Below are 22,456 nucleotides of genomic sequence, written 5' to 3'. Positions count from 1 at the left end.
CCTAGGGGAGAAAATGCTGCTCCAGCAGATCGCCATGACCGTCGCCGAAGGCGAAGAACACGAACTCGCGCCGTTGTGGGCTGAGCCGTGGGTCTTCGGCGTGGTCATCTTCGCCATCTTCCTGGTGCTGATGTTCATCACCCTCTCCTACAAGAACCTGGGCAACCGCCACGCTGCGACCGAGGAGCACGCGGATCCGCACCGCCAGCACCCGAACAAGCACGATCACGGGCAGGGCCACTAACATTTCCCGCGTTTTGCGCCACAGCGGCCCCGGCCGCAGGCTGCGCCTGGGCGTGATGGGTGGGACGTTCGACCCCATCCATCACGGCCACCTGGTTGCTGCCAGCGAAGTTGCCGCCGAGTTCGACCTGGACGAGGTGGTTTTCGTCCCCACCGGCCAGCCGTGGCAGAAGTCCCACAAACAGGTCAGCGAGCCCGAGCACCGGTACCTCATGACGGTGATTGCCACGGCCTCGAATCCGCGCTTCACCGTGAGCCGGGTGGACATCGAGCGTCCGGGCCCCACCTACACCATTGACACCCTTCGTGACCTGCGCGCGCAGCGTCCGGATGCGGATCTCTTCTTCATCACCGGGGCGGACGCCCTGGCCCAGATCCTGTCCTGGAAGGACATCGACGAACTGTGGTCGCTGGCCCATTTCGTCGGCGTCACCCGCCCGGGCCACGTGCTGGACGGCATGGGACGGGACGACGTCAGCCTGCTCGAAGTGCCCGCCATGGCCATCTCCTCCACGGACTGCCGGGCCCGGGTCGCGGCGCACGACCCCGTCTGGTACCTGGTGCCGGACGGTGTGGTGCAGTACATCGCCAAGTACGGTCTCTATGCCCAGGTGCCGGCGGACGGGAACCAGCCATCCTCCGAAGCACGTGAACCAGCCAGTACTGAATGAGTTCTCAATGAGCCAGGAACAGCCCCCCATCCGCAGCCGCCGGGAACTCCGGAAGGCCAGGGACGCCCAGCAGGCGTCCGTGTCCACAGGCCCGGAGCAGCTTGCCCCTGCCACTGACCGGCAGCCTGCGGCGCTGCCGGACGCCAAGCGCCCGGCAGGCCCGGGCGCTGATGCGACCCCTCCTGCCGCCGGCGCGCAGGCGGCCGCCGCCAAGACTGCCGACCCGGTTTCCACCCAGCGGTCGTCCCAGATCCGGGCCCGGGACCGCGCAGCATTGCGCACCATCAAAGAGCTGGAAGAAAAAGAAGGCCAGCTCGCCGCCGGTGGTCCGCCCACCCGGCGCCAGCTCCGCCTGCAGCAGCTCAAGGAACAGGCGCTGACCGCCGCCAACCCCATCGTTCCGCCTGCCGCGGGTCCTTCGGCTGCTCCCGCCGAACCTGCCGCCGCGGCGGGCCACAAGCCGCAGCGGGCACAGGATGCCGACTCGCCTGCGGCCAAGACGCCGCCCGCCGCGAAGAACCCGCCCGCCAAGGGAGGACCGGCCGCCGCTGCCCGCTCCGGGGGACCGGAGGGTATGACGGTTGAGCAGGCCCTTGCTGCCAGGGCACTGATCGCGGAGCAGGCCAGGAACCAGATCGCCAAAATGGAGCACATTGCCTCCATGGATCCGGAAGCGGTGGACCCCGACATTCTGGCGGAGCAGATTGCCCTCGCCGAACGAGCCGCCGTCATGAACCGCCGCGCCCTCGCCAAGCAAAAACTTGCCGAGCAGGCAGGCACGCAACCGGTCCCCGCGAAGGACCCGGCCACCAAAGACGCAGCCTCCCAGGAGCGCCCCGGCCCGTCAACAGCCAGCAACCTGGCCATGGTCACACCGCTTGAGTTTGTGCAGGTTCCCGGCATCGACCGCCCGGTGATGAAGCCGCCGGCCACCTCCCACGTACCCGTTGCCACCCGCCCCGGTACAAAGGTCCCGCCTGCCGGCACAAGCAAGCAGCGGCGTCCCGCCAGCCGGCCCAACCAGGCAGCGGCGAACAGTGCATCCGGCCGTTCCCAGGTCATCGCCCGCGCCGAGGCTGCCGCCCGCGCGGCCACCCGTCCCAAGGCTGTTGTCTTCCCGGAAGACCAGTCCGAGGGACTCGCTGATGAACTGCCCAGGGTCCCGGCCAGTTCAGCCTACGGGCTCGACCCCCTGGACGCGGCCACTGCCGGACTGGCCCGGGCAAAGCGGAACCGGGTACTGCAGCTGTGCATCCTGCTTTTCGGCATCGTGGCGCTCATCTCAGGCATCTTCCTGATTATCAGCGGCATCTCCAGCTGACCGGCGAGCCCCCACATTTTTCACCAACAAGGAGTCCCGTGACTGCATCAGATTCATCCATCACCATAGCCCGCACCGCCGCAAAGGCGGCCGCGGACAAGATCGCCCAGGACATCGTGGCACTTGACGTCAGTGAGCGGCTGGCGCTGGCGGACGTGTTCCTCATCGCCTCCGCGCCCAGCGAACGCCAGGTCAACGCCATTGTGGACGGTATCGAGGAAGAGCTGGCCAAGCAGGACCTGCGGCCGGTGCGCCGTGAAGGCCGCTCGGGTGGCCGCTGGGTCCTGCTGGACTACTCCGACATTGTCATCCACGTCCAGCATGAAGAGGACCGGGTGTTCTACGCCCTCGAGCGTCTCTGGAAGGACTGCCCCGTGGTGGACCTCCAGCTCGGTGACGACGCCTCCGCGAAGGCAGCGGCAGCTTCCGAAGGCGAGTAGCTGGCGCACCGGCGCGGCGAATATTCCCGATTTGGAATTTTCGGAATTGCTGTTCTAAGATATTTGAGTTGCTTCGGGGGAGACCCGGAGAAAGCTTGAAAGAGCAGCAACAATCCGGGGCTGTGGCGCAGCTGGTAGCGCACCTGCATGGCATGCAGGGGGTCAGGGGTTCGAGTCCCCTCAGCTCCACCGGACAAATCCGCCGGAATCATCTGATTCCGGCGGATTTTTTGTTTCCCGCCAGGAAGTCGACGGCCTCCGGACCCCATCCACGGGCTGCTCCAGTCGCCCTCCTTATGGGCTGCACGCCGCAGACTTTCCCGATTTGGTGCATCCGCAAAAGTGCATTAAGCTGGTCAGGTTGCTCCGGGGAATTCGACCGGAACGGCAAAAGTACGGGGCTGTGGCGCAGCTGGTAGCGCACCTGCATGGCATGCAGGGGGTCAGGGGTTCGAGTCCCCTCAGCTCCACCCGATTCTCCACCAGGAGAAGGAAAGAGGAACCATCCTTCAAGGATGGTTCCTCTTCTGCTTTAAATCCGGACCCCGCGCGTCAGAGCCAGGCTGTCAGGCGCAGCGGAGGTTCCTCTCCGCCTGGCCGCTGCACCAGGACCTGGTTCACTCCGGTCAGGTTGTTCTCAAAGCCCAGCGCGCTGGAAGCCATGTACAGCCGCCACACCCGGGCCCGGCCCAGGCCGGCCAGCCCGGCCGCCTGGTCCCAGTTCTCCTCCAGCCGCCTGACCCACGCGCGCAGCGTCAAGGCGTAGTGGCGGCGCAGCGCCTCCACGTCCAGGACCTCGAAACCGGCGGACTCCAGGGCCGCAACCATCTCGCCGAGGCTGATCATCTCGCCGTCGGGAAAGACATACCGGGGGATAAACGAATCCGGATCCGGCTTTGTGGGTCCGGCGTTCCAGGAAATGGCGTGGTTGAGCAGCCGGCCGCCGGGCCGCAGCAGCGCAAACAGTGCCGCCGCGTAGCCGGGGGTATGTTCACGCCCCACATGCTCAGACATGCCGATGGAACTGACCGCATCAAACGGCCCGTCCGGTATGTCCCGGTAGTCCTGGACCCGGATGTCCACCTTGTCCGTCAGCCCGGCATCTGCTGCGCGTTTCCGGGCGAGGACCGCCTGTTCCGCCGAAAGCGTTACGCCCACCACGGTGGCCCCGTACTTTCCCGCCGCGTGCAGGGCGAAACTGCCCCAGCCGCAGCCCACGTCCAGCACGCGCATGCCGGGTTTCAGGTCCAGCTTCCGGCAGACAAGGTCCAGCTTCGCTTCCTGTGCCGCGTCCAGCCCCTCCACCAGGCGGGCGCCTGCCGTCGGGCCCCGCATACCCTCAGCATCCCCGGGCCAGACGGCGCACGAGTACACCATTGACGGCCCCAGCACCAGGGCGTAGAAGTCGTTGCCGACGTCGTAGTGGTGTGAAATGGCGGCCGAGTCCCGGCGGCGCGAATGCAGCCTGCCTTTGCGCTGGATCCGGGCCTCCTCGGGTGGCGGCGCCGGATTGGGGCCCAGGGCCCCCAGCCGGATGGCGGTGCGGACCAGGGACCAGAGTTCGGCGGGGGTGGGCGGCCGGAATGGACCGGGCTCGGTGAATTTTCCCACCGAACTCAACGCCGAGAAGGCTTCGAAGACGTCCCCGGGCGCATCGATCTCGCCGGCGACGTAAGCCCTGCTCATCCCCAGCTGCCCGGGCGACCACAGCATCCGGCGCAGGGCCCGCCGGGAACGGAATTCCAGGACGGGTGCCCCCTCCGGGCCGGCTTCGGAACCGTCCCAGGCCTTCAGGCGCAGTGGTATCTGTTCGGTTCCCAACACGATGCCCAATGCCTTGGCCAGTTTTGCTGCCGCACCGTGGTCTCTCCTCATGGTGGCTGCCTTCCCGTACAGCCCGGGCCGCCCCGGGTAACCTTGCCGTGCCCTCCCGGGCCGGTTCCTTGGGCCAACCCTAAAGCCGGAACCCCCCGCCCGACTATCATGGGGGAGTGAATTCTGCCCGCGTCGACGTCGCCGTGATCGGGGCGGGCCAGGCGGGGCTGTCCGCCGCCTACCATCTGCAGCGCCGCGGGCTCCACTACGTGGTGCTCGACGCCGAAGAAGGGCCGGGCGGTGCGTGGCGGCACCGGTGGCGGAGCCTTCGGATGGCCACCGTCAACGGGATCAGCGACCTTCCGGGCATCGCGAAACCCGCCGTCGACCCCTCCGAACCCAGTTCAGAATTCCTGACCCGCTACTTCCGTGATTATGAGGAAGAACTGGGCCTCGCTGTCCGGCGCCCCGTGAAGGTCCGCTCGGTCAGCCGCGAAGATACCGACCCGGCGGGCAGGCTGGCGATTTCCACCTCCGACGGCGAGTGGGCGGCAAAGGCGGTCATCAACGCCACGGGCACCTGGACCCGGCCGTTCTGGCCCATCTACCGGGGCAGTCCACCTTCCGGGGCAGACAGCTGCACGTGGCCGACTACGTTTCCGCCGAGGAGTTTGCCGGCCTGCATGTCATCGTGGTGGGCGGCGGGATCTCCGCCGTCGGACTTCTGGACGAAATCTCGCAGGTGACCTCCACCAGCTGGTTCACCAGGCGGGAACCGGTGTGGCGGGATGCGGAGTTTGACGCCCGGGCGGGACACGACGCGGTGGCGCTCGTGGAGGAGCGGGTCCGCAAGGGTCTGCCGCCGCAGAGCGTGGTGTCGGTGACGGGGCTGATCTGGACGCCAGCACTCCGGGCTGCTTCGGCACGGGGCGCGCTGGACCGGCAACCCATGTTCATGGCCATTGAGCCGGACGGGGTGCGCCTGGCAGACGGGAGTCTCCTGAGGGCCGACGTCATCCTCTGGGCCACCGGATTCCGTGCCGAGCTCGAGCATCTGGCGCCGCTTCACCTGCGCGGGCCCGGCGGTGGAATCGTCATGGACGGAACACGGGTGGCGGCCGAACCGCGCGTGCACCTGGTGGGTTACGGGCCGTCGTCGTCCACCATCGGAGCCAACCGGGCGGGCCGCGCGGCCGTGGCCGCCATCCTGAAGCTGCCAGGAGTAGCTCCCGCCGCGGAAACGGTAACGTGGGGCTGACCCCGTTTTCCGACGTGAAAGCGCGGGCCGGGCATCGGGAACAGCAGAAAGCAGCAGGCATCAGTGGCAACCAACCGTCTTGAGGACGTCTTCCAAGTGCTCCGGCGGCGGCCCGACGTAGAGGCCCCCAACCTCCAGGCGTGGGATGCCACCGACCGGCTGCTGCTGGAGACGGCCCGGGACCACGTCGCCCCGGGCAGCCGGCTGGCGATCATCGGCGACCGGTACGGTGCACTGACCCTCGGCGCGCTGGCGGTGCTGGAACCGGCAGCGGTCCGCGTGCACCAAGACCTGGTCACGGGGGAGCGGGCGCTGCGCCTCAACGCGGCGGACTGGCTGGCTGCAGGGCACGACGCCGGCACAGCCACTGAGCCGGCGTTTGAACAGGTGCCGCTTGGCCCCGCGCTCCTGGCGGACGCGCACGCCGTGCTCCTGCAGTTGCCGAAGACCCTGGCTGAGCTGGAGGAAATTGTGGCCGCGGTGGCCCGGCACGCGCCCGCCGGTGTGACCCTGCTGGCCGGTGGCCGGGTCAAGCACATGTCCCTGGGCATGAATGCTGTCCTGGAAAGATTCTTCGACTCGGTCCAGCCGCAGCTCGCCCGGCAAAAGTCCCGTGTCATCCTTGCCACCGGCACCAAGGCAACCCGGGAGCCGGACCGCTTCCCCGTCGTCGGCCATCTTGCCGAACTGGACCTGGAGGTCGCCGCGCACGGGGCCGTCTTTGCCGGCCCGAAGCTGGACATCGGCACCCGGTTCCTGCTGACGTTCCTGCCGGCCATGAAACCCGCCCGCCACGCTGTTGACCTCGGCTGCGGCACCGGCATCCTCGCTGCCATGTATGCCCGCCACTCACCCGAATCCACCGTCACCGCCACCGACCAGTCGGCCGCTGCCGTGGCCTCCGCCCTGGCCACTGCCCGTGCGAACGGGCTTCAGGACCGCATCCGCGTCCTGCAGGATGACGCGCTCAGCACCATGGAGGCCGGCAGCGCCGACCTGGTGCTGCTGAATCCGCCGTTCCACGTCGGGGCCGGAGTGCATGCCGGCGCCGGGCTGAAAATGATCGAGGCCGCGGGGCGCGTGCTGGCCCCGGACGGTGAACTGTGGACCGTGTACAACCGGCACCTGCCCTACCTCCCGGCGCTGGAGCGCCAGGTGGGACCCACTGCCGTCGAAGGGCAGAACCCCAAGTTCCTGGTGACCCGGAGCATCAAGCGCAAGTTCCAGTAAAGGTACGCAAGGTCCGGTAAATGTATGCGCAAAGTAGGCCGCGCCGCCGTCGCGCCCTATGGGTCTGCGCCTACGCGTAACGTACGATTCAAGCAGCACCACAACCACGTGGCCGAAGAAGTTTAGGGGACACCGTGACCGAGATCCGCCAGGCCTCTCCGAGGCGCGGAACCAACCTGCCCCGGATGGGCGACTTCAACCTCACGGTGATCCTTGATGCCATCCGCAGGTCCTCGGGCGGGCTGAGCCGCGTTGAGCTCGCAGGAATCGTCGGTCTGTCACCGCAGACCATTTCCAATATCTCCCGCCGCCTCCTGGACCAGAACCTCATTGTCGAAGCCGGCAAGGAAGGCAGCGGGCCCGGAAAGCCCCGCACCATCCTCCGCCTCAACCCCCGCGGCATGTACGCCCTGGGCGTCCACCTCGATCCCGCCGTCACAACCTTCGTGGTCCTTGACCTCGTGGGCGCCGTGGTGCGGCACTCGCGGATCAAGACCCCGGGCGGCAACGATCCGTCCGCCGTGATCAGCACCATCGCGGCCGAAATCGGCCAGCTTGTGGAGGACTCAGGGGTAGACCGGGACCGGATTGCCGGCCTCGGGGTCGCGGCACCGGGTCCCATCGACCTGGACAACGGAACTGTGGTGGACCCGCCGCTGCTGCCGGGCTGGGACCGGGTGGAGCTGCGCAATGCGCTCTCGGACGCCACCGGCTACTCGGTCCTCGTGGACAAGGACGTGACAAGTGCCGCTGTCGCCGAAACATGGGCCGGCGGACCCAGCGGCGCGGGCAGCTTCGTGTTCATGTACATGGGTACCGGCATCGGCTGCGGCATAGTGCTCAATGATGAAGTGGTGCGGGGAACGTCCGGCAATGCCGGCGAGATCGGCCATATTGTGGTGGACCCTGACGGGCCCGAGTGCGACTGCGGGCTGCGGGGCTGCGTGAAATCCTCCTGCATCCCCCAGGTCCTCGTGGCGGAAGCCGAGGCTGCCGGCATCCTGGACGGCTCCCGTGCCGGAAACAGCGGCGCCGAGATCCAGCAAAGCTTCGCCAGGCTCTGCGAACTGGCCGACGCCGGCGACCAGCGCGCTGCCGCCATCATCGACAAGTCCGCCGTGCTGGTTGCCCGGGCGGTATCGGTGGTCACCAACACCCTGGACGTCGAACGCGTGGTCTTCGGCGGCCCCTTCTGGAGCGGCATGGCAGAACGTTTCCTGGCGAAGGTTCCGCCGGTGCTGGATGCCAACAGTGCGGCCCGGCTGATCCACCCCATCGAGGTGGTGGGGACCGGCGTGGGGGAGGACGTGGGTGCCATCGGTGCAGCCTCGCTGGTGCTGGAACACACCCTTGCCCCCCGCGCCCAGCGGCTGCTGCTGGAGAGCTGACCCGACGCATTGGACCGGTGCCTTGATTGCGGCATCCCGCCCATCTAGCATGTGCATATTGCCGCGGCTGGGGCCCGCTGACAACGGGGTCCGCAGCTTTAACTGAATGGAGCACCATGCGTCACCGGGCCCTGAAAAACATGTCATTGTTCGCCGCGGCACTGGTTGCGCTGGCGGCCTGCAGTCCCGGTACTCCGGACGAGGGGTCCAAGACCCTGAAAGTGGCGTACCAGAAGACGGATTCCTTCACCGCGCTGGACACGATGTTCCAGTCGGCCAAGGAGGAGTTCGAGGCAGCGAACCAGGGCGTCACCGTTGAGCTGCAGCCCATTCACGGCAACGACGATGACTACGGCACAAAGCTGGCCCTCGCCCTGCGCTCGCCGTCCACCGCGCCCGACGTGTTCTACGAGGACACGTTCAAGGTTCGCTCGGACGTGGACGCGGGCTACCTCCTGAAGCTTGACTCCCACCTTGAGGGGTGGGAGGACTGGGACAAATACGACGACGCCGCCAAGGCAGCCGGCCGCGCGGACGACGGCGGCACGTACGCGGTGCCGCTGGGCACCGATACCCGGGCCATCTGGTACAACAAGAAAGTCTTAGCGGCCGCCGGCATCAGCGAACCCTGGCAACCGCGCAGCTGGCAGGACATCCTCGACGCCGCCCGGAAGATCAAAGCCAACGATCCCTCCGCCATCCCGTTCAACATGTACGCAGGCAAGGGAACCGGCGAGGGCACCGTCATGCAGGGGTTCTACGAACTGCTCTACGGCACCGGATCCAGCCTCTACGACGAGGAATCCAAGAAATGGGTCGTCGGGTCCGCCGGATTCAAGGACTCGCTGGGCTTCCTCAAGACGCTCTATGACGAACAGTTGGCCGTCACCCCCGCGGAGGCACTGGACGCGAACGTCTGGAAGAAGGTGTTCGGCGAATGGTTCCCGGACGGAAAGCTGGGCGCCACCGTGGAAGGCTCCTACGCGCCGTCGTTCTGGCAAAAGGGCGGCAGCTACGAGTGGCCCGGCTACGAGCAGGACATGGGCGTGGCCCCGTTCCCCACCCAGAACGGTGACGCTCCCGGCGCAGTCAGCATGTCCGGCGGCTGGACCCTGGCAGTGGGCGCCGAAACCAAGGAGCCGGACCTGGCGTTCAAGTTCCTGTCGACGGCGCTGAACCAGAAGAACTCCCTGGCGTTCACCGTGGAGAGCTCGCAGATCGCCGTCCGGACAGACGTGGCTGCAGACCCCGGCTACCAGGACGCCAACCCCTTCGTGAAGGACGTCTCAGACCTGGTGAAGGTCACCCGGTACCGGCCGGCCACGTCCGACTACCCCCGGATCTCCGCCGCTGTCCAGGAGGCAACCGAGGCGGTCATCACCGGCAGCCGGACGCCGGAGCAGGCCGCCGCCGACTACGATGCAGCAGTCACGGATATTGTGGGCGGCGACAAGACCGTCCGGAAGTAACCTGTGCTGCTGAGCCACCGGGCCCGGCAGCTGGTCCGCTACCTGCCGGTCCTCCCTGCCGTTTTGCTCCTGCTGGTCTTCCTCGCCGGCCCCGTGCTGTGGGCCTTCCAGGCGTCGCTGACCAATGCCGGACTGACCGGCCGCAGCGCCAGGAATCCCGAATGGGTGGGCCTGGAAAATTACCAGCGGCTGCTCACCGACCCCGTCTTCCCGCTCTCCCTCGGGCTCACGGTCCTGTTCGTGGGAGGATCTGCGGTGCTCGGCCAGAACCTGCTGGGCCTGGCCATCGCCGTACTGATGCGCCGGGCACGGCCGGCCGTCGCATCCCTCGTCGGGACGGCCGTGGTGGCCGCATGGGTGCTGCCCGAGATCGTGGCCGCCTTCGCCGCCTACGCGTACTTCAGCAAGGACGGGACGCTTAACCAGCTGCTCGGGGCCCTGGGCTTCGGCAGGCCGGAGTGGCTGTACGCGTTCCCCATGGTGGCCGTGATGCTGGCCAACGTGTGGCGCGGAACGGCCTTCTCCATGCTCGTGTACAAGGCCGCCCTCAACGACGTTCCCACCGAGGTCACGGAGGCTGCCCAAATGGACGGCGCCCGGGGCTGGCAGCGGCTGCTCTTCATCACACTGCCCATGATCCGGGGCAGCATCGCCACCAACCTGATGCTCATCACCCTGCAGACCCTGGCCGTCTTCACCCTGGTCTGGGTGATGACGGCGGGCGGGCCGGCCAACGCCAGCACCACGCTGCCCATCCTGGCCTACCAGGAGGCTTTCAAGTTCGGCGACATCGGGTACGGGACGGCGGTGGCTTCCGTGCTCATCCTGATCGGCGCGGCGTTCGGCGTCGTGTACATCCGGCTGCTGAAGGAGCCGCGGGCATGACCGCCGCGGCGAGGACGCTGCCGCCCCGTGGGGTGCAGGCGCTGGCACCCCAGCGCAGACGCGGCACCACCCCGGCGGACCTGGCCCTGCTGCTGGTGGGCGCGTGTTTCCTGTTGCCGCTCCTGTGGCTGGTCCTGGGCTCCCTGGACCCGCAGGCCGGACACGAAACCAGGGTGCCGCACCAGCCCGGGTTGGAGAACTTCGCCGCCGTCCTGACCCCGGAACTGCTGCTGCGGCCGCTGTGGAACAGCGTGGTGCTGTCCGCCGGGACAGGGGCCGTCACGCTGGTGGCCGCCGTACTGGCGGCCTATCCGCTGTCCCGTTACCGGTCCCGGTTTGACACGCCGTTCCTATACGCGGTCCTGTTCGGCACCTGCCTGCCCATCACGGCCATCATGGTTCCGGTGTACGGCCTGTTCGTCCAGCTGGAACTGCTGGACTCCATGCCGGCCACCATCTTCTTCATGGCCACCACCACGCTGCCCATGGCCATCTGGATGACCAGGAACTTCATGGACGGCGTGCCGGTGTCCCTGGAGGAGGCCGCCTGGGTGGATGGTGCCTCAAGGATGGCGGCGCTGCGCACCATCGTCCTGCCACTTATGCGCCAGGGCCTCGGCGTCGTCTTTATCTTCGTGTTCATCCAGGCGTGGGGGAACTTCTTCGTCCCGTTCGTGCTGCTCCTGTCCGAAGCGCGGCAGCCCGCCGCGGTGTCCATCTACAGCTTCTTCGGACAGCACGGGGCAGTCGCGTACGGCCAGCTGGCCGCATTCTCGATCCTCTATTCACTGCCGGTCCTGGCCCTGTACATCATTGTGGCAAGGTGGTCCGGCAGTTCCTTCGCCCTCTCCGGAGCGGTGCGGGGCTAGGGCCTGCTTAGTCGATGTCCTCGACCACAACCCCGAAGGGAATGCTGTCGTCGAGGTGGGCCTGGTGGCCGGTGGCTCCGGGGTTGTACGTAACCCGGACCCCGTGGAGCTTGTCTGCTGCGGACTGCATCAGGACAGGCCTTACAGTGCTGACGAACATCTCGTTCTTGTCGGCGAGAAATTCCTTATAACTGGCTGGAAGCTCAATCATGGCAAAAGGATAGACCTGCCGGGCCCTGATGGGGAGGGGTCCCCATTGCCGGATCCGCGGTTCGGGTCTTGGATAGGATGGCGGCGAAGTGCATCTGTTCCAGCCAAGGGCGCAGGGCACGGCCACGAACAGCCACCAGGGGGATAGACAGTGCTTCAAACCAGTGCGTCCGCGAGGATCGAACCGGCGGAGCTGGCACGGGCACAGCAGGTGGCCGCCAGTATTTCCCGGAGCTTTGAAGCCAAGGTGGTGGGCCAGTCCCGGCTGCGGGAGTCACTGCTGGTGGGGCTGCTGACGGGCGGCCACATCCTGCTGGAAAGCGTCCCGGGCCTTGCCAAGACCACCGCGGCGCAGACGGTGGCTGAAGCGGTCAGCGCCGAATTCCGCAGGATCCAGTGCACCCCGGACCTGCTGCCCAGCGACATCGTGGGAACGCAGATTTACGACGCCGCCAAAGGAACCTTCATCACTCAGCTCGGCCCCGTCCACGCCAACATCGTCCTGCTCGACGAAATCAACCGCTCCAGCGCCAAGACCCAGAGCGCCATGCTGGAGGCAATGCAGGAGCGCCAGACCTCGATCGGCGGCCAGGACTACCGGCTGCCGTCACCGTTCCTGGTGCTCGCCACCCAGAACCCCATCGAACAGGAAGGCACCTACCAGCTCCCGGAAGCGCAGATGGACCGGTTCATGCTCAAGGATGTGCTGGACTATCCGTCTCCGGCCGAGGAAGCGGAAATCATCCGGCGGATCGACGCCGGCGTCTACACGCTGGAGCAGGCTCCGGCGGCAGCAGCGTCACTGGATTCCGTGGCTGAAGTGCAGGAGATCGTCCGGCGGATCTACATCGATCCCGCCATCGTCAACTACATCGTGGGGCTGGTCTTCGTCACCCGCAACGCCCACCAGTACATCGACCAGCGGCTGGCCGGCTTCATCGAGTTCGGTGCCAGCCCGCGTGCCAGCATCGCCTTCAGCCAGGCGGCCCGGGCCGTCGCGCTGCTGAACGGCAGGGACCATGTCATACCCGAGGACGTCAAGGCGCTGGCCCACCGGGTGCTGCGCCACCGGCTGATCCTGAACTTCGATGCGGTGGCCGAGCAGGTGCCGGTGGAATCGGTGATCGACGCCGTCGTCGCCGCCGTCCAGACCCCCTGAGGCCGGCATGGCCAGCCTCCTCCTGCGGGTGAAGTCGAAGATGGCAATCTTCGCCCACCGCAAAGCACGCGGCCTGCTCGACGGCGAGTACGGTTCAGTGTTCCGCGGCCGCAGCCTGGACTTTGACGATCTCCGCGCCTACGTGCCCGGAGACGAAGTGCGGGACATTGACTGGAAAGCGTCGGCGCGGCACGGGTCGCCGCTGATCAAACGCTACGTGGCGGTCCGCCGCCAGACGCTCCTGCTGCTCACCGATACCGGACGGAACATGGCCGCCATCTCCCGGACGGGGGAGCCGAAGAAGGACATCGCCGTCATGGCGCTCGGCGTGATGGGCTACCTGGCCCACCGTCATGGCGACGTGGTGGGGCTGGTCAGCGGCGACTCCGTCCGCACCCGCTTCATTCCGGCCAAGGGGGGCGAGGCCCACCTGGAGCGGCTCCTCCGGCAGGTGCATGGCGACGCCGGTGCCGGGGTGGCACCCAGCAGGCTCGAAGACCAGCTGGACCACGTGGCCCGGACCGTGAAGGGGCGGAACCTGCTGTTCGTCGTCGCGGACGAAATCGCCGCCACCCCTGCCATGGCAGGGCTGCTCCGCCGCCTTCGCGCGCAGCATGAAATCCTTTGGCTCACGGTGCGCGACGCGGATCTGGCGCCCAGCCAGCCCGGCCCGGGCGGCGCCGTCGCGGACTTCTACAGTGTTGCCGACTACGTCTTTCTTCCCGCGCACCTGGCCCAATCCGACACCGTGGTGGCCGCGTACACGAAGGGCATTGCCGAGCGGGACGCCGCCCGCAAGGCCATGCTGCGGCAGGCAGGCATCACGGAAGGCGACGTGGCAGGCAGCCAGGGCGTTGTCACCGCGCTGTTCGCGCTCCTGGAAAGGCACCGCCGTGCAGGCTGAACCCGGCTTCTACGGTCCGCTCCAGTACAGCCCGGTATGGATGTGGGCAGGCGTGGCACTCCTGGCAGTGGTGGCAGGCTGGTATGTCTTCGTCTTTGCCGTCACCCGGCATCCGCGGACAACGGCACACCGCCCGCGCGCGGCATCCCTCACCGACCTTCCCGCGCTGAAGGCCGCCTACCTGCAACGCATCGACGACGTGGAACGGGCCGCCGCGGCCGGCCAACGCGGCGTGCGTGCCAGCCACCAGGACCTCAGCCGCCTGCTGCGCAGCTTCGTCCGGGACGCCTCAGGCGTGGACGCACTCCGGATGACCCGCCAGGACCTCGAACGACACCCGCTGCCCGCCGCCGCGTCCGCCGTCGGCGCGTTGTATCCGGGCGAATTCGGGCAGGAACCGCTGCCTCCGGTTTCCACCGCCGCCGCCAAGGCACGGGAGACGGTGAGCACATGGGGCTGATGTTCTGGTGGCTGCTGCCGCTGGCGGTGGTTGCCGCCGCTGCCGTCGGCGTTGCTGCCTTCCGCGCCGGCACCAGGGGCAGTGCCCGACGCCGGCCTGCAGCGCACGCCGACCGCCTCACCCTGCTGCCGGAGTACCAGGCTGCGGTCAGGCGCTACCGGCGGTGGCTGGCTATTGCTGGGCTCGCCTGCGCGTCACTGCTGGTGTCGTCAGCGGTGGCGGCGGCCCGTCCAGTTGACGTCACAACGATTCGGCCCGAGCAGCACAACCGGGACATCATGCTGTGCCTGGACGCATCAGGCTCCATGAGCAGCGCCGACGCGGCGGTGGTGGAGGCCTATGCAGAGCTGGCACGGAAGTTCGACGGTGAACGGATCGGACTGGCCATCTTCGACAGCACGGCCATCCAGGTGTTTCCCCTGACTGATGACTATGACTACGTCCAGGAACAGCTGCAGCAGGCCAGGGACGCGTTCGATGGAAAGCCGGGGAGCTCCGGGTTCCTGGACGGGACCTGGAGCGGCCGCGGCTCGTCCCTGATCGGTGACGGGCTGGCATCGTGCCTGAACAGTTTCCCCTCGCCGGACACCGCCGACGGCGGGGCACCAAGCGCTCCCCAGCGTTCGCGGTCGGTGGTGCTCGCCACGGACAACCTGCTGTCCGGCGAGCCCATCATGACGCTGGCTGAAGCTGCGCAGCTGGCGGCAGGCCGCTCCGTGCGGGTATACGCGCTGAACCCGGCGGACCTCGATTACGGCGCCGGTGCCGGCCAGCCGGGGGCCCAGCTCCGGTCGGCTGCTGAATCCACCAGCGGGGCCTATTACGCGCTGGACAATCCGGACGCCATCGCGGGCATCGTGTCGGCGGTGGAGGAAACGGAGACAGCGGCAATCAAGGGTGCTCCGCGCGCGGTGGTCTCGGATGAGCCGGCGGTGCCCCTGGCGGCTGCCCTCGTGTCCGGGCTGGTCCTGTGCACCGCGTTGTGGCGGTTGCGGATATGACCAGGGTGCGGATTCCCCGAAGGATGCCAACACGTGCCTGGCTGCGCCGGGGCCTGCTGGTGGCGCTCCTGCTCCTGGCGCTGGTACGGCCGGGCGTGTCCGGCGGTACAGCCCAGGCTGCGACGTCGGACCTTAACGTGTTCTTCGTGGTGGATACCACCACCAGCATGGTGGCCGAAGACCACGGAAGCGGGACTCCCCGGATGGACGGCGTGCGGCGGGACATCATGGCCATCGCGGCAGAGCTGCCGGGGGCACGTTTTTCCGTGCTGACCTTTGACACCAAGGGACACGTCCGGATGCCGCTGACCACCGACACCCTTGCCCTGGAAACGATCACGTCCGTCCTCGAGCCCCAGGTCACCGCGTACGCCAAGGGGAGCAGCATCAGCGCGGCCCGGCAGGTGCTCGCTGAACGCCTCGCGGCAGCCCGGGACAGCCACCCTCAACGGCCACGGCTCGTCTTCTACCTGGGCGACGGCGAGCAGACAAGCTCCGCTGCGCCCGAACCGCTGGGTATGGGGAACGGCCTGGTATCCGGGGGAGCGGTGCTCGGTTACGGCACCCCGGCCGGCGGGCGGATGAAGGAGAATACAGGCGTGGCGTCCGACGGCGGCGACCGGGAGTCGCGGTATGTCCAGGACATGGAGGGCAGGGACGCAGTCTCGGTCATTGACGAGGGCAGGCTCCGGGAGATTGCCTCGCAGCTGCAGGTGCCGTATGTGCACCGGGCCGCCGGCGATCCTGCTGCACCGATGCTGCAGCAGGCCCGCCCAGGCACAATGGAGTCCGCCGCGAATGACGCCTCGCTGCCGGGAAGGACAGAGCTGTACTGGGTCCTGGCCGCCGGCGCCTTTGCCCTGGCGCTGGTGGAATTCGGTGTGGTCATTCGGAGGGTCCGCGCCCTGCAGCCCGCCAAGGCGCCCGAACCGGAAACATCGGCGCAGAGCCGCAGGGGCGGGCGCTCCGCCAAAGCCAGGGAGGACGCCCGATGATTCCTTCCGTTCCGGCGCCTTCCGCATCCGGGGACAGGCGAAGCCGGATGCGCCGCCGCCGGCTTCTGCTGTTATGGTCCGCCGTACCCGTGCTGGTTCTGCTCGGTGTCGCCGCAAAATTCCTCAGCCTGAATCTCCTGGCAGGTCAGGCTGCTTCGGCCTTCGAGGCCGGGAACCCTGCAGCCGTTGAAGAGGCAGCGAAAGCACTCGGTCTGGCCAACGTCGTCGAGCCCCATAAGGCGCCGTTCGCGGCGGGCGACGCCAAAGTCCTGGCCGGAGACTACCCTGCCGCCAGGGTCCTCTTCCAGGAAGCGCTGGACGACGTGCCCGCCGGCTCTGCTGACGACTGCGTCATATGGGTGAACCTCAGCCTCGCAATCGAACACATCGGTGACGCCAAGCTGCGGGCGGAGGACCCGGCGTCGGCTGCTGCCCTTTACGCAGAAGCCCTGGATGTGGCGGTGGCTGCGCCGCCGGGATGCTTTTCCGGGGCCAGTGCCCAGGACGCAGGGAAACAGCTGACCGAAGCGGAGCGGCGCCTGACCGAAAAACTGGCCGCCGCCGCGGAGTCCACAGAGGCGCCGGGGGAATCCGAGCCGGAGGACAGCGCCGAGGAACAGCCCTCTCCGCAGAAAAGCCAACTGGAACAGCTTGGGGAGAGCGCCCGGCAGGCGGAACGCGAACGCAATGCTGCCCGCGAGCGGGACGACTACCTGAGGGATACCGGGGATGCGGGGCCCGACCGTCCCTGGTAGCGGTGCAGTGGCCGGCGGGAAAAGCAGCAACCAGGCGAAGAAAATTCCATTTCAGCAATGAAACAAGGCGTAAGACTGCGTCTTAATTCGGAGGCCAACTTGAATGCTCGGGCCCCCGCTCATAGAGTCTTATCCAAGTTACCGCGGTAACGTGTCAGCGATCCTCCGTGCGGGAGGGTGTGGGTGCCCCCATGTGGGCCTGACATTTGCTCACGGACAACTTCATTTCAGGCGTAACAGTCGCGGCTGCGTCCTGTGGAGTTCCCCGTGTGTTCCCCAAACTCAATTCATTGCCGACTGCCGCCACGTTTATGGCAGCAGGCCTCAATGGCCCAAAGCCAAGGACGCAAATGTCACCACCAAGCCTTATTGAGACACATCCGAATCTATCTGACGCCGCTCCCGTAGCGCTGTCCTATGAGCTGTTCCCGCCCCGTTCGCCGGCGGCCGCAGAGACGCTCTGGACTACCATCCGTGAACTCGAAACCACCGAGCCGGACTATGTCTCCGTCACGTATGGTGCCAGCGGATCCAACCGGGACACCGCCGTCGAGCTCATCAACCGGCTCCTGCTCGAAACCACGCTTCGGCCACTGGCCCACCTGACCTGTGTCGGGAACACCCCGCAGGAACTGGCGGGCATCATCGGCCAGCTGCTGGACACCGGCGTGCGCGGCATCCTTGCCTTGCGCGGCGACCTGCCGGCCGACGGCCAGGTTACCGACGGTTCGCTCCGTTATGCCCAGGACCTGATCGAGCTCATCCGCCGGGTCGAGCAGCGCCGTTCGGCACTGCTGTGTGCCGGGAAGATCGCCGTCGGCGTCGCGGCCTACCCTGCGCGCCACCCCGAATCGCCGAGCGAGGAGCACGACGTCGAGGTGCTGCTGGCCAAGCAGCGTTCCGGTGCCGACTTCGCCATCACCCAGGTGTTCTTCCACGCGGACCAGTACGCCGACCTCCTCACCAGGGCACGCCGGGCCGGGGTCACCATCCCGATCATCCCTGGCGTCATGCCGCTCACCAGCCTCCGGCGCCTCAACCGCCTGGGCGAACTGACCGGCGTGGAACCGGCTCCGGAACTGACGGCCAAGCTGGCCGCGGCCGACACCGACCTGGAACGACTCCACATCGGCGTCGACGCCACCGTCGACCTTTCCAACGCAGCCCTGGATGCCGGGGCGCCCGGCATCCACATCTACACCTTCAACGAGCACCAGAGCGCGCTGGAAGTGCTGGACAAGCTCGCCCTGCCGCGGCGCGGCCGTGCCGGCGTCCGCCCGGCCTCCACGGTCCGCCCCCCAGCTCGCCGGCTGACGCAGCACACCCGCCGGCCACGCAGTTTGACGCCGCCCTGGTCCGGCAGCTCCGCGCTGCCCTCTTTTCCCCTGTGCCTTCGATAACCAGTGCCTTTCATGCAGAGCACAACGAATTTTAAGGACTTTGCCATGACTGAAAAGAACACTCCCTTCCCGTCCGCCTCACTCCTGGGCTACCCCCGTATCGGCCGCCGCCGCGAGCTGAAGAAGGCCGTGGAAGCCTACTGGGCCGGCACGATTGACGCCGCCGCCCTCGACGCCGCCGCCAAGGACATCCAGCTGACCATCGCAAAGCGGCTGCAGGTACTCGGCCTGACCGAGGCCGCAGCCGTCCCCGGCACCTTCTCCTACTACGACCAGGTCCTGGACACCACCGCACACCTCGGAGCCGTGCCCGCCCGCTTCGGCAAGCTCCTCAACGCCGAGGGCCAGCTGGACCTCGACGGCTACTTCACCCTGGCCCGCGGCAACAAGGAGCAGCAGCCGCTGGAAATGACCAAGTGGTTCGACACCAACTACCACTACCTGGTTCCCGAACTCGGTCCGGAGACCGAGTTCACCCTGGCTTCCACCGCCAAGGTGGACGAGTTTGCCTACGCGCTGGCCAACGGCATCGAGACCCGCCCCTACATCGTCGGCCCGGTCACCTACCTGCTGCTGTCCAAGGCCTCCGACGACGCCCCGGCCGGGTTCGCGCCGCTGTCCCGCCTCGAGGACATCCTGCCCGTCTATGTCCGGCTGCTTGAGAAGCTCGCTGCCGCCGGTGCCGGCTGGGTCCAGCTCGACGAGCCCGCACTGGTGGTCGACCAGGACACCCCCGCCGCTGAAATTGAAGCAGCCGTGGCACGGGCCTACGAGGTCCTCACCGCTGCCGCCACCCGCCCGCAGATCCTCGTGTCCACCCCGTACGGCACCCTGGACAACCAGCTCGGTACCCTCGCGGCCACCAACATCGACGCCCTGCACATCGACGTCTTCAAGGGCGGCGTTCCGTCCGAGGCAGCCCTGGCGGGCCTGGGCAACAAGACCCTGGTTGCCGGCGTGGTTGACGGACACAACATCTGGCGCAACGACCTCGCCGCGTCGGCCGCGAAACTGGACGCACTGAAGGGCGCTGCCGGCAGGATCGCCGTGTCCACCTCGACCTCGACCCAGCACGTCCCGCACGACGTCGTCGAGGAAACCCAGCTCCCCGAACAGCTCCGCAGCTGGCTCGCGTTCTCCGACCAGAAGGCCGTCGAGGTCAAGACCCTCGCGTCCTACCTGGCGGATCCCGCCTCCGCCAAGGCCGCGATCGACGAGGCAACCGCCGTGATCGCTTCGCGCGCCACCGCCGAAGGCGTGCGCCGTGCCGACGTCCGGGCCCGCACCGAAGCCCTGACCGCCGCCGACTTCACCCGCGCCGAGTACGGGGTCCGGGCCGCGGCCCAGGAGGAAGCGCTGCACCTGCCGCCGCTCCCCACCACCACCATCGGGTCCTTCCCGCAGACGTCCGAGATCCGTTCCGCCCGTGCCCGCAACACCAAAGGCGAGCTGAGCGACGAGCAGTACCAGCAGCTCATGAAGGACGAAATCAAGCGCGTCGTGGACCTGCAGGAAGAACTCGGCTACGACGTCCTGGTGCACGGCGAGCCCGAGCGCAACGACATGGTGCAGTACTTCGCGGAAAACCTCGAAGGCTTCGACGTGACGGTGCACGGCTGGGTCCAGTCCTACGGCTCACGCTGCACCCGCCCGTCCATCCTCTGGGGTGACGTCACCCGCTCGGCCCCGATCACGGTGGAATGGGCGAAGTACGCACAGTCCCTGACCAGCAAGCCGATGAAGGGCATGCTCACCGGCCCGGTCACCGTCCTGGCCTGGTCCTTCGTCCGCGACGACCAGCCGCTGGCCGAGACCGCAAACCAGGTTGGCCTGGCCCTGCGGGACGAGATCGCCGATCTTGAAGCCGCCGGCATCAAGGTCATCCAGGTGGACGAGCCCGCGCTGCGCGAACTCCTGCCTCTGCGCAAGGCCGACCACGCCGACTACCTGAAGTGGTCCGTGGACTCCTTCCGCCTCGCCACCGCGGGCGCCAAAGACGCCACCCAGATCCACACCCACCTCTGCTACTCGGAGTTCGGTGTAATCATCGACGCGATCGACGGCCTCGACGCCGACGTGACCTCCATCGAAGCAGCCCGCTCCCGCATGGAGGTTGTCCACGACCTCGAGTCCCACGGCTTCGGCCGCGGCGTCGGCCCTGGCGTTTACGACATCCACTCGCCCCGCGTGCCGGGAGAGCAGGAAGTCACTGAACTCCTCAGCACCGCCGTCAAGCACGTCCCGTCCCGCCAGCTCTGGGTCAACCCGGACTGCGGCCTGAAGACCCGCGCTACGCCGAGACCGAAGAGTCCCTGCGCAACCTGGTCAAGGCAACCCGGACGGTCCGCGCGGAACTGCTGGAAGCCGCGAAGTAGCTGAATAAGGTTTCGACAAGCTCACCCGTTGAGCTTGTCGTCGCTTTTGTGTCCGGTGGTTGAGCCTGTCGAAACCCCGTCAGGTTTCGACAGGCTCAACCACCGTCGGTGCTTCAGGACTCCCAGAGGATCTCGTCGTCAACAACGCCGTCCTCATCAGCGGAGGCCACTAGGACTTCGTCCGTGAAATGCTCGCCGAGGGTGAAATCCAGAACGAAGTAGCGTTCAGGCTGGCCGGGGTAGATACCCACATGGCCGAGTTTCAACGCCTTGAGGAACACGTCATTGGTGAGCTGGCTGCGTTCCTCCACGCCGAAGACCTTCTGCAGGTGCTCGTCCTTGAGGGCGTTGCAGTGGAAATGCAGGTACTCCCGCGGGCTGGTGCCTTCCTGCTCCAGCTCCTCGGCGATCATGTCCCGGACTTCGTCCACCAGTTCCGGCAGGAACCGCAGGCGGTAGTCCACCTTGCGCAGTGCGGCTTCGTCGAAGTGGTCGTGGGCGGTGATGTTCAGGTCGAGTTCCAGCGGGTGGCCGCGCAGCTCATGCTTGGCGGCGATGGAGTGGTCCCTGCCGTGGTTGAGCTCTATCTCTCCAAAGTGCTGGCTCGCTACCTTGCTCATAGTCTCAACATAGACCCGAACAGCAGTGCATTCCAGCGTTCACGCCTAATTCACCGACGTCCGCATTCCGGCGAGGGTCTCGGCCAGCAGATCGACGAAGAGCTGCACCCGGGCGGTTTTCCTGTCGTTGATCAGCAGTGCGAAGACGTTGCGGGCCAGCCGGATCTCGGGAACATCCAGGACCACCACACCTGCAGGCTTGTTCCGCAGCGCGAGCTCGGGCACCAGTGCCGCGCCCAGCCCGGCGGCGGCCATCTCCAGGCTGGCGTGGAAGTCGTCGCTGTGTGCCACCACCCGGGGATGGAGGTTGCAGCCGGCGAAGAGCCGCTCGATCACCATGGCGTCGCTGGTCCCGGGATGGTGCATGATCCATGGCATTTCGGACAGATGGTCTGCCGCCACCTTCGCGTCCGGCCGGAAACCCCAGCCGGCGGGCAGGACAACCCGGAAATCGTCGTCGCCGATCCATTGCCGGTTGATGGTTGCCGGCCAGGCCACGCCGGTCTGGCCCACCTGGAACACCACGGCCAGATCCAGGTCGCCGCCGGCGCGCAGCCCCTGGATGGTCTGGCCGGGCTCGGCCACGGACACCCTCAGGTCAATGCCCAGGTTCTTCCATGCCGGATTCTTCAGGATCCGCGGCAGGACGTACGTGGCAAGGCTGGGGAAGATGCCGAGCCGGAGTTCCTGGCTGGCGCTGTCCTGGGTCTTGGCGGCGGCGGCCATCAGCGCTTCGATGTCCGTCAGCACCTTGGCGGCGTGCCGGGTCATGACGACGGCGGCCTCCGTGGGCACGACGCTCCGCGCCGACCGCTGGAACAGGACCACCCCGGTGTCCCGCTCGAGGGCGGACATCTGCTGCGATACGGCGGAGGCCGTGTAGCCAAGGGTTGACGCGGCGGCCGCAAACGAGCCCAGCCGCGTGACCTCCATCAGGGTCTTCAGGTGTACCGGATTTACCACCAGCCCACAGTACTGCGCGCAGCAG

20 protein-coding genes, 2 tRNA genes and 2 pseudogenes are annotated in these 22,456 nt (G+C 67.3%); 20 read left to right on the top strand and 4 right to left on the bottom strand.

What is annotated here, in order from left to right; all coding sequences use genetic code 11:
• The first annotated feature begins 13 nt into the window (after nucleotides 1-13).
• The 6 genes from G205_RS00915 (at nucleotide 14) to G205_RS00890 (ending at nucleotide 3,145) form a co-directional block, all read left to right on the top strand.
• Nucleotides 14-244, top strand: coding sequence for a hypothetical protein (locus G205_RS00915; protein WP_009372865.1), 231 nt, complete (start codon nucleotides 14-16; stop codon nucleotides 242-244).
• Nucleotides 245-299: 55 nt separating this feature from the next.
• Complete coding sequence (nadD, locus tag G205_RS00910; protein ID WP_009356356.1) at nucleotides 300-914, top strand: nicotinate-nucleotide adenylyltransferase; 615 nt, start codon at nucleotides 300-302, stop codon at nucleotides 912-914.
• A gap of 7 nt (nucleotides 915-921) precedes the next feature.
• The gene (locus tag G205_RS00905) at nucleotides 922-2,235 is read left to right on the top strand and encodes a hypothetical protein (RefSeq protein ID WP_009356355.1); all 1,314 of its coding nucleotides are present in this window, start codon (nucleotides 922-924) and stop codon (nucleotides 2,233-2,235) included.
• A gap of 38 nt (nucleotides 2,236-2,273) precedes the next feature.
• Nucleotides 2,274-2,675, top strand: coding sequence for a ribosome silencing factor (gene rsfS / locus G205_RS00900; RefSeq protein WP_009356354.1), 402 nt, complete (start codon nucleotides 2,274-2,276; stop codon nucleotides 2,673-2,675).
• Between the two features lie 116 nt (nucleotides 2,676-2,791).
• Nucleotides 2,792-2,864, top strand: a tRNA-Ala gene (locus G205_RS00895).
• A gap of 208 nt (nucleotides 2,865-3,072) precedes the next feature.
• Nucleotides 3,073-3,145: transfer RNA gene (locus G205_RS00890), tRNA-Ala, on the top strand.
• Nucleotides 3,146-3,227: 82 nt separating this feature from the next.
• On the opposite strand, the gene G205_RS00885 is transcribed toward G205_RS00890, so the two are convergent.
• The gene (locus G205_RS00885) at nucleotides 3,228-4,550 is read right to left on the bottom strand and encodes an SAM-dependent methyltransferase (protein WP_009356353.1); all 1,323 of its coding nucleotides are present in this window, start codon (nucleotides 4,548-4,550) and stop codon (nucleotides 3,228-3,230) included.
• A gap of 116 nt (nucleotides 4,551-4,666) precedes the next feature.
• On the opposite strand from G205_RS00885, the pseudogene G205_RS00880 reads away from it, so the two are divergent.
• The 6 genes and pseudogenes from G205_RS00880 (at nucleotide 4,667) to G205_RS00855 (ending at nucleotide 11,589) form a co-directional block, all read left to right on the top strand.
• A pseudogene (locus G205_RS00880) lies at nucleotides 4,667-5,748 on the top strand (FAD-dependent oxidoreductase).
• A gap of 63 nt (nucleotides 5,749-5,811) precedes the next feature.
• On the top strand, nucleotides 5,812-6,978 hold the full coding sequence (locus tag G205_RS00875) for a class I SAM-dependent methyltransferase (protein ID WP_009356352.1): 1,167 nt from the start codon (nucleotides 5,812-5,814) through the stop codon (nucleotides 6,976-6,978).
• A 185-nt stretch (nucleotides 6,979-7,163) separates the two neighbouring features.
• Nucleotides 7,164-8,366 carry an ROK family transcriptional regulator gene (locus tag G205_RS00870; protein ID WP_035751671.1) on the top strand — a complete coding sequence of 401 codons (1,203 nt, stop codon included), beginning with the start codon at nucleotides 7,164-7,166 and terminating at the stop codon, nucleotides 8,364-8,366.
• A 140-nt stretch (nucleotides 8,367-8,506) separates the two neighbouring features.
• Nucleotides 8,507-9,835: an extracellular solute-binding protein gene (locus G205_RS00865; RefSeq protein ID WP_152419487.1), complete on the top strand. Its 1,329-nt coding sequence runs from the start codon at nucleotides 8,507-8,509 to the stop codon at nucleotides 9,833-9,835.
• 3 nt (nucleotides 9,836-9,838) lie between these two features.
• Complete coding sequence (locus G205_RS00860) at nucleotides 9,839-10,720, top strand: carbohydrate ABC transporter permease (protein WP_009356349.1); 882 nt, start codon at nucleotides 9,839-9,841, stop codon at nucleotides 10,718-10,720.
• Nucleotides 10,717-11,589 carry a carbohydrate ABC transporter permease gene (locus G205_RS00855; RefSeq protein WP_009356348.1) on the top strand — a complete coding sequence of 291 codons (873 nt, stop codon included), beginning with the start codon at nucleotides 10,717-10,719 and terminating at the stop codon, nucleotides 11,587-11,589. Before G205_RS00860 ends, G205_RS00855 begins: the two co-directional genes overlap by 4 nt.
• Before the next feature lie 7 nt (nucleotides 11,590-11,596).
• Here the strand turns inward: G205_RS00855 and G205_RS00850 are convergent, their stop codons facing one another.
• Entirely contained in the window at nucleotides 11,597-11,800 is a 204-nt protein-coding gene (locus G205_RS00850; RefSeq protein ID WP_235046732.1) for a hypothetical protein, read from the bottom strand.
• Between the two features lie 150 nt (nucleotides 11,801-11,950).
• On the opposite strand from G205_RS00850, the gene G205_RS00845 reads away from it, so the two are divergent.
• From G205_RS00845 to metE, 8 genes and pseudogenes are all read left to right on the top strand, one after another.
• Nucleotides 11,951-12,958, top strand: coding sequence for an AAA family ATPase (locus tag G205_RS00845; RefSeq protein WP_009356346.1), 1,008 nt, complete (start codon nucleotides 11,951-11,953; stop codon nucleotides 12,956-12,958).
• A 7-nt stretch (nucleotides 12,959-12,965) separates the two neighbouring features.
• Nucleotides 12,966-13,862 (top strand): DUF58 domain-containing protein, encoded by an 897-nt coding sequence (locus G205_RS00840; RefSeq protein ID WP_009356345.1) that lies wholly within the window; start codon nucleotides 12,966-12,968, stop codon nucleotides 13,860-13,862.
• A complete protein-coding gene (locus G205_RS00835; RefSeq protein ID WP_009356344.1) occupies nucleotides 13,852-14,322 on the top strand; it encodes a hypothetical protein in 471 nt (156 codons plus the stop codon). The genes G205_RS00840 and G205_RS00835 overlap by 11 nt, the downstream gene beginning before the upstream one ends.
• Entirely contained in the window at nucleotides 14,313-15,323 is a 1,011-nt protein-coding gene (locus G205_RS00830; RefSeq protein ID WP_009356343.1) for a vWA domain-containing protein, read from the top strand. The genes G205_RS00835 and G205_RS00830 overlap by 10 nt, the downstream gene beginning before the upstream one ends.
• A 23-nt stretch (nucleotides 15,324-15,346) precedes the next feature.
• On the top strand, nucleotides 15,347-16,318 hold the full coding sequence (locus G205_RS00825; protein ID WP_009356342.1) for a vWA domain-containing protein: 972 nt from the start codon (nucleotides 15,347-15,349) through the stop codon (nucleotides 16,316-16,318).
• Nucleotides 16,315-17,073, top strand: coding sequence for a hypothetical protein (locus G205_RS00820; RefSeq protein WP_009356341.1), 759 nt, complete (start codon nucleotides 16,315-16,317; stop codon nucleotides 17,071-17,073). The genes G205_RS00825 and G205_RS00820 overlap by 4 nt, the downstream gene beginning before the upstream one ends.
• 350 nt (nucleotides 17,074-17,423) lie before the next feature.
• Nucleotides 17,424-18,473: a methylenetetrahydrofolate reductase gene (locus G205_RS00815; protein WP_009356340.1), complete on the top strand. Its 1,050-nt coding sequence runs from the start codon at nucleotides 17,424-17,426 to the stop codon at nucleotides 18,471-18,473.
• A gap of 45 nt (nucleotides 18,474-18,518) precedes the next feature.
• Nucleotides 18,519-20,848 (top strand): annotated as a pseudogene (metE, locus tag G205_RS00810) (5-methyltetrahydropteroyltriglutamate--homocysteine S-methyltransferase).
• A 113-nt stretch (nucleotides 20,849-20,961) separates the two neighbouring features.
• On the opposite strand, the gene G205_RS00805 reads toward metE, so the two are convergent.
• Both G205_RS00805 and G205_RS00800 read right to left on the bottom strand, forming a co-directional pair.
• Nucleotides 20,962-21,468 carry a DUF2004 domain-containing protein gene (locus G205_RS00805; RefSeq protein WP_009356338.1) on the bottom strand — a complete coding sequence of 169 codons (507 nt, stop codon included), beginning with the start codon at nucleotides 21,466-21,468 and terminating at the stop codon, nucleotides 20,962-20,964.
• Nucleotides 21,469-21,513: 45 nt separating this feature from the next.
• On the bottom strand, nucleotides 21,514-22,431 hold the full coding sequence (locus G205_RS00800) for a LysR family transcriptional regulator (RefSeq protein ID WP_035751665.1): 918 nt from the start codon (nucleotides 22,429-22,431) through the stop codon (nucleotides 21,514-21,516).
• Between the last annotated feature and the right edge of the window lie 25 nt (nucleotides 22,432-22,456).

Origin of the sequence: Arthrobacter nitrophenolicus (assembly GCF_000332815.1) — a bacterium.
Lineage (GTDB): Bacteria > Actinomycetota > Actinomycetes > Actinomycetales > Micrococcaceae > Arthrobacter > Arthrobacter nitrophenolicus.
The sequence above is the reverse complement of the archived record's forward strand: the minus strand, read 5'-3'. Positions and strand labels throughout refer to the sequence as shown.

Bases quoted from the DNA above. Each gene is read 5' to 3' on its own strand.
- G205_RS00850 (WP_235046732.1), bottom strand. From the start codon at position 11,800: ATGATTGAGCTTCCAGCCAGTTATAAGGAATTTCTCGCCGACAAGAAC.
- G205_RS00830 (WP_009356343.1), top strand. From the start codon at position 14,313: ATGGGGCTGATGTTCTGGTGGCTGCTGCCGCTGGCGGTGGTTGCCGCC.
- G205_RS00855 (WP_009356348.1), top strand. From the start codon at position 10,717: ATGACCGCCGCGGCGAGGACGCTGCCGCCCCGTGGGGTGCAGGCGCTG.
- G205_RS00840 (WP_009356345.1), top strand. From the start codon at position 12,966: ATGGCCAGCCTCCTCCTGCGGGTGAAGTCGAAGATGGCAATCTTCGCC.
- G205_RS00815 (WP_009356340.1), top strand. From the start codon at position 17,424: ATGTCACCACCAAGCCTTATTGAGACACATCCGAATCTATCTGACGCC.
- G205_RS00865 (WP_152419487.1), top strand. From the start codon at position 8,507: ATGTCATTGTTCGCCGCGGCACTGGTTGCGCTGGCGGCCTGCAGTCCC.
- G205_RS00805 (WP_009356338.1), bottom strand. From the start codon at position 21,468: ATGAGCAAGGTAGCGAGCCAGCACTTTGGAGAGATAGAGCTCAACCAC.
- G205_RS00870 (WP_035751671.1), top strand. From the start codon at position 7,164: ATGGGCGACTTCAACCTCACGGTGATCCTTGATGCCATCCGCAGGTCC.
- G205_RS00825 (WP_009356342.1), top strand. From the start codon at position 15,347: ATGCCAACACGTGCCTGGCTGCGCCGGGGCCTGCTGGTGGCGCTCCTG.
- nadD (WP_009356356.1), top strand. From the start codon at position 300: ATGGGTGGGACGTTCGACCCCATCCATCACGGCCACCTGGTTGCTGCC.
- G205_RS00820 (WP_009356341.1), top strand. From the start codon at position 16,315: ATGATTCCTTCCGTTCCGGCGCCTTCCGCATCCGGGGACAGGCGAAGC.
- G205_RS00885 (WP_009356353.1), bottom strand. From the start codon at position 4,550: ATGAGGAGAGACCACGGTGCGGCAGCAAAACTGGCCAAGGCATTGGGC.
- G205_RS00915 (WP_009372865.1), top strand. From the start codon at position 14: ATGCTGCTCCAGCAGATCGCCATGACCGTCGCCGAAGGCGAAGAACAC.
- G205_RS00905 (WP_009356355.1), top strand. From the start codon at position 922: ATGAGCCAGGAACAGCCCCCCATCCGCAGCCGCCGGGAACTCCGGAAG.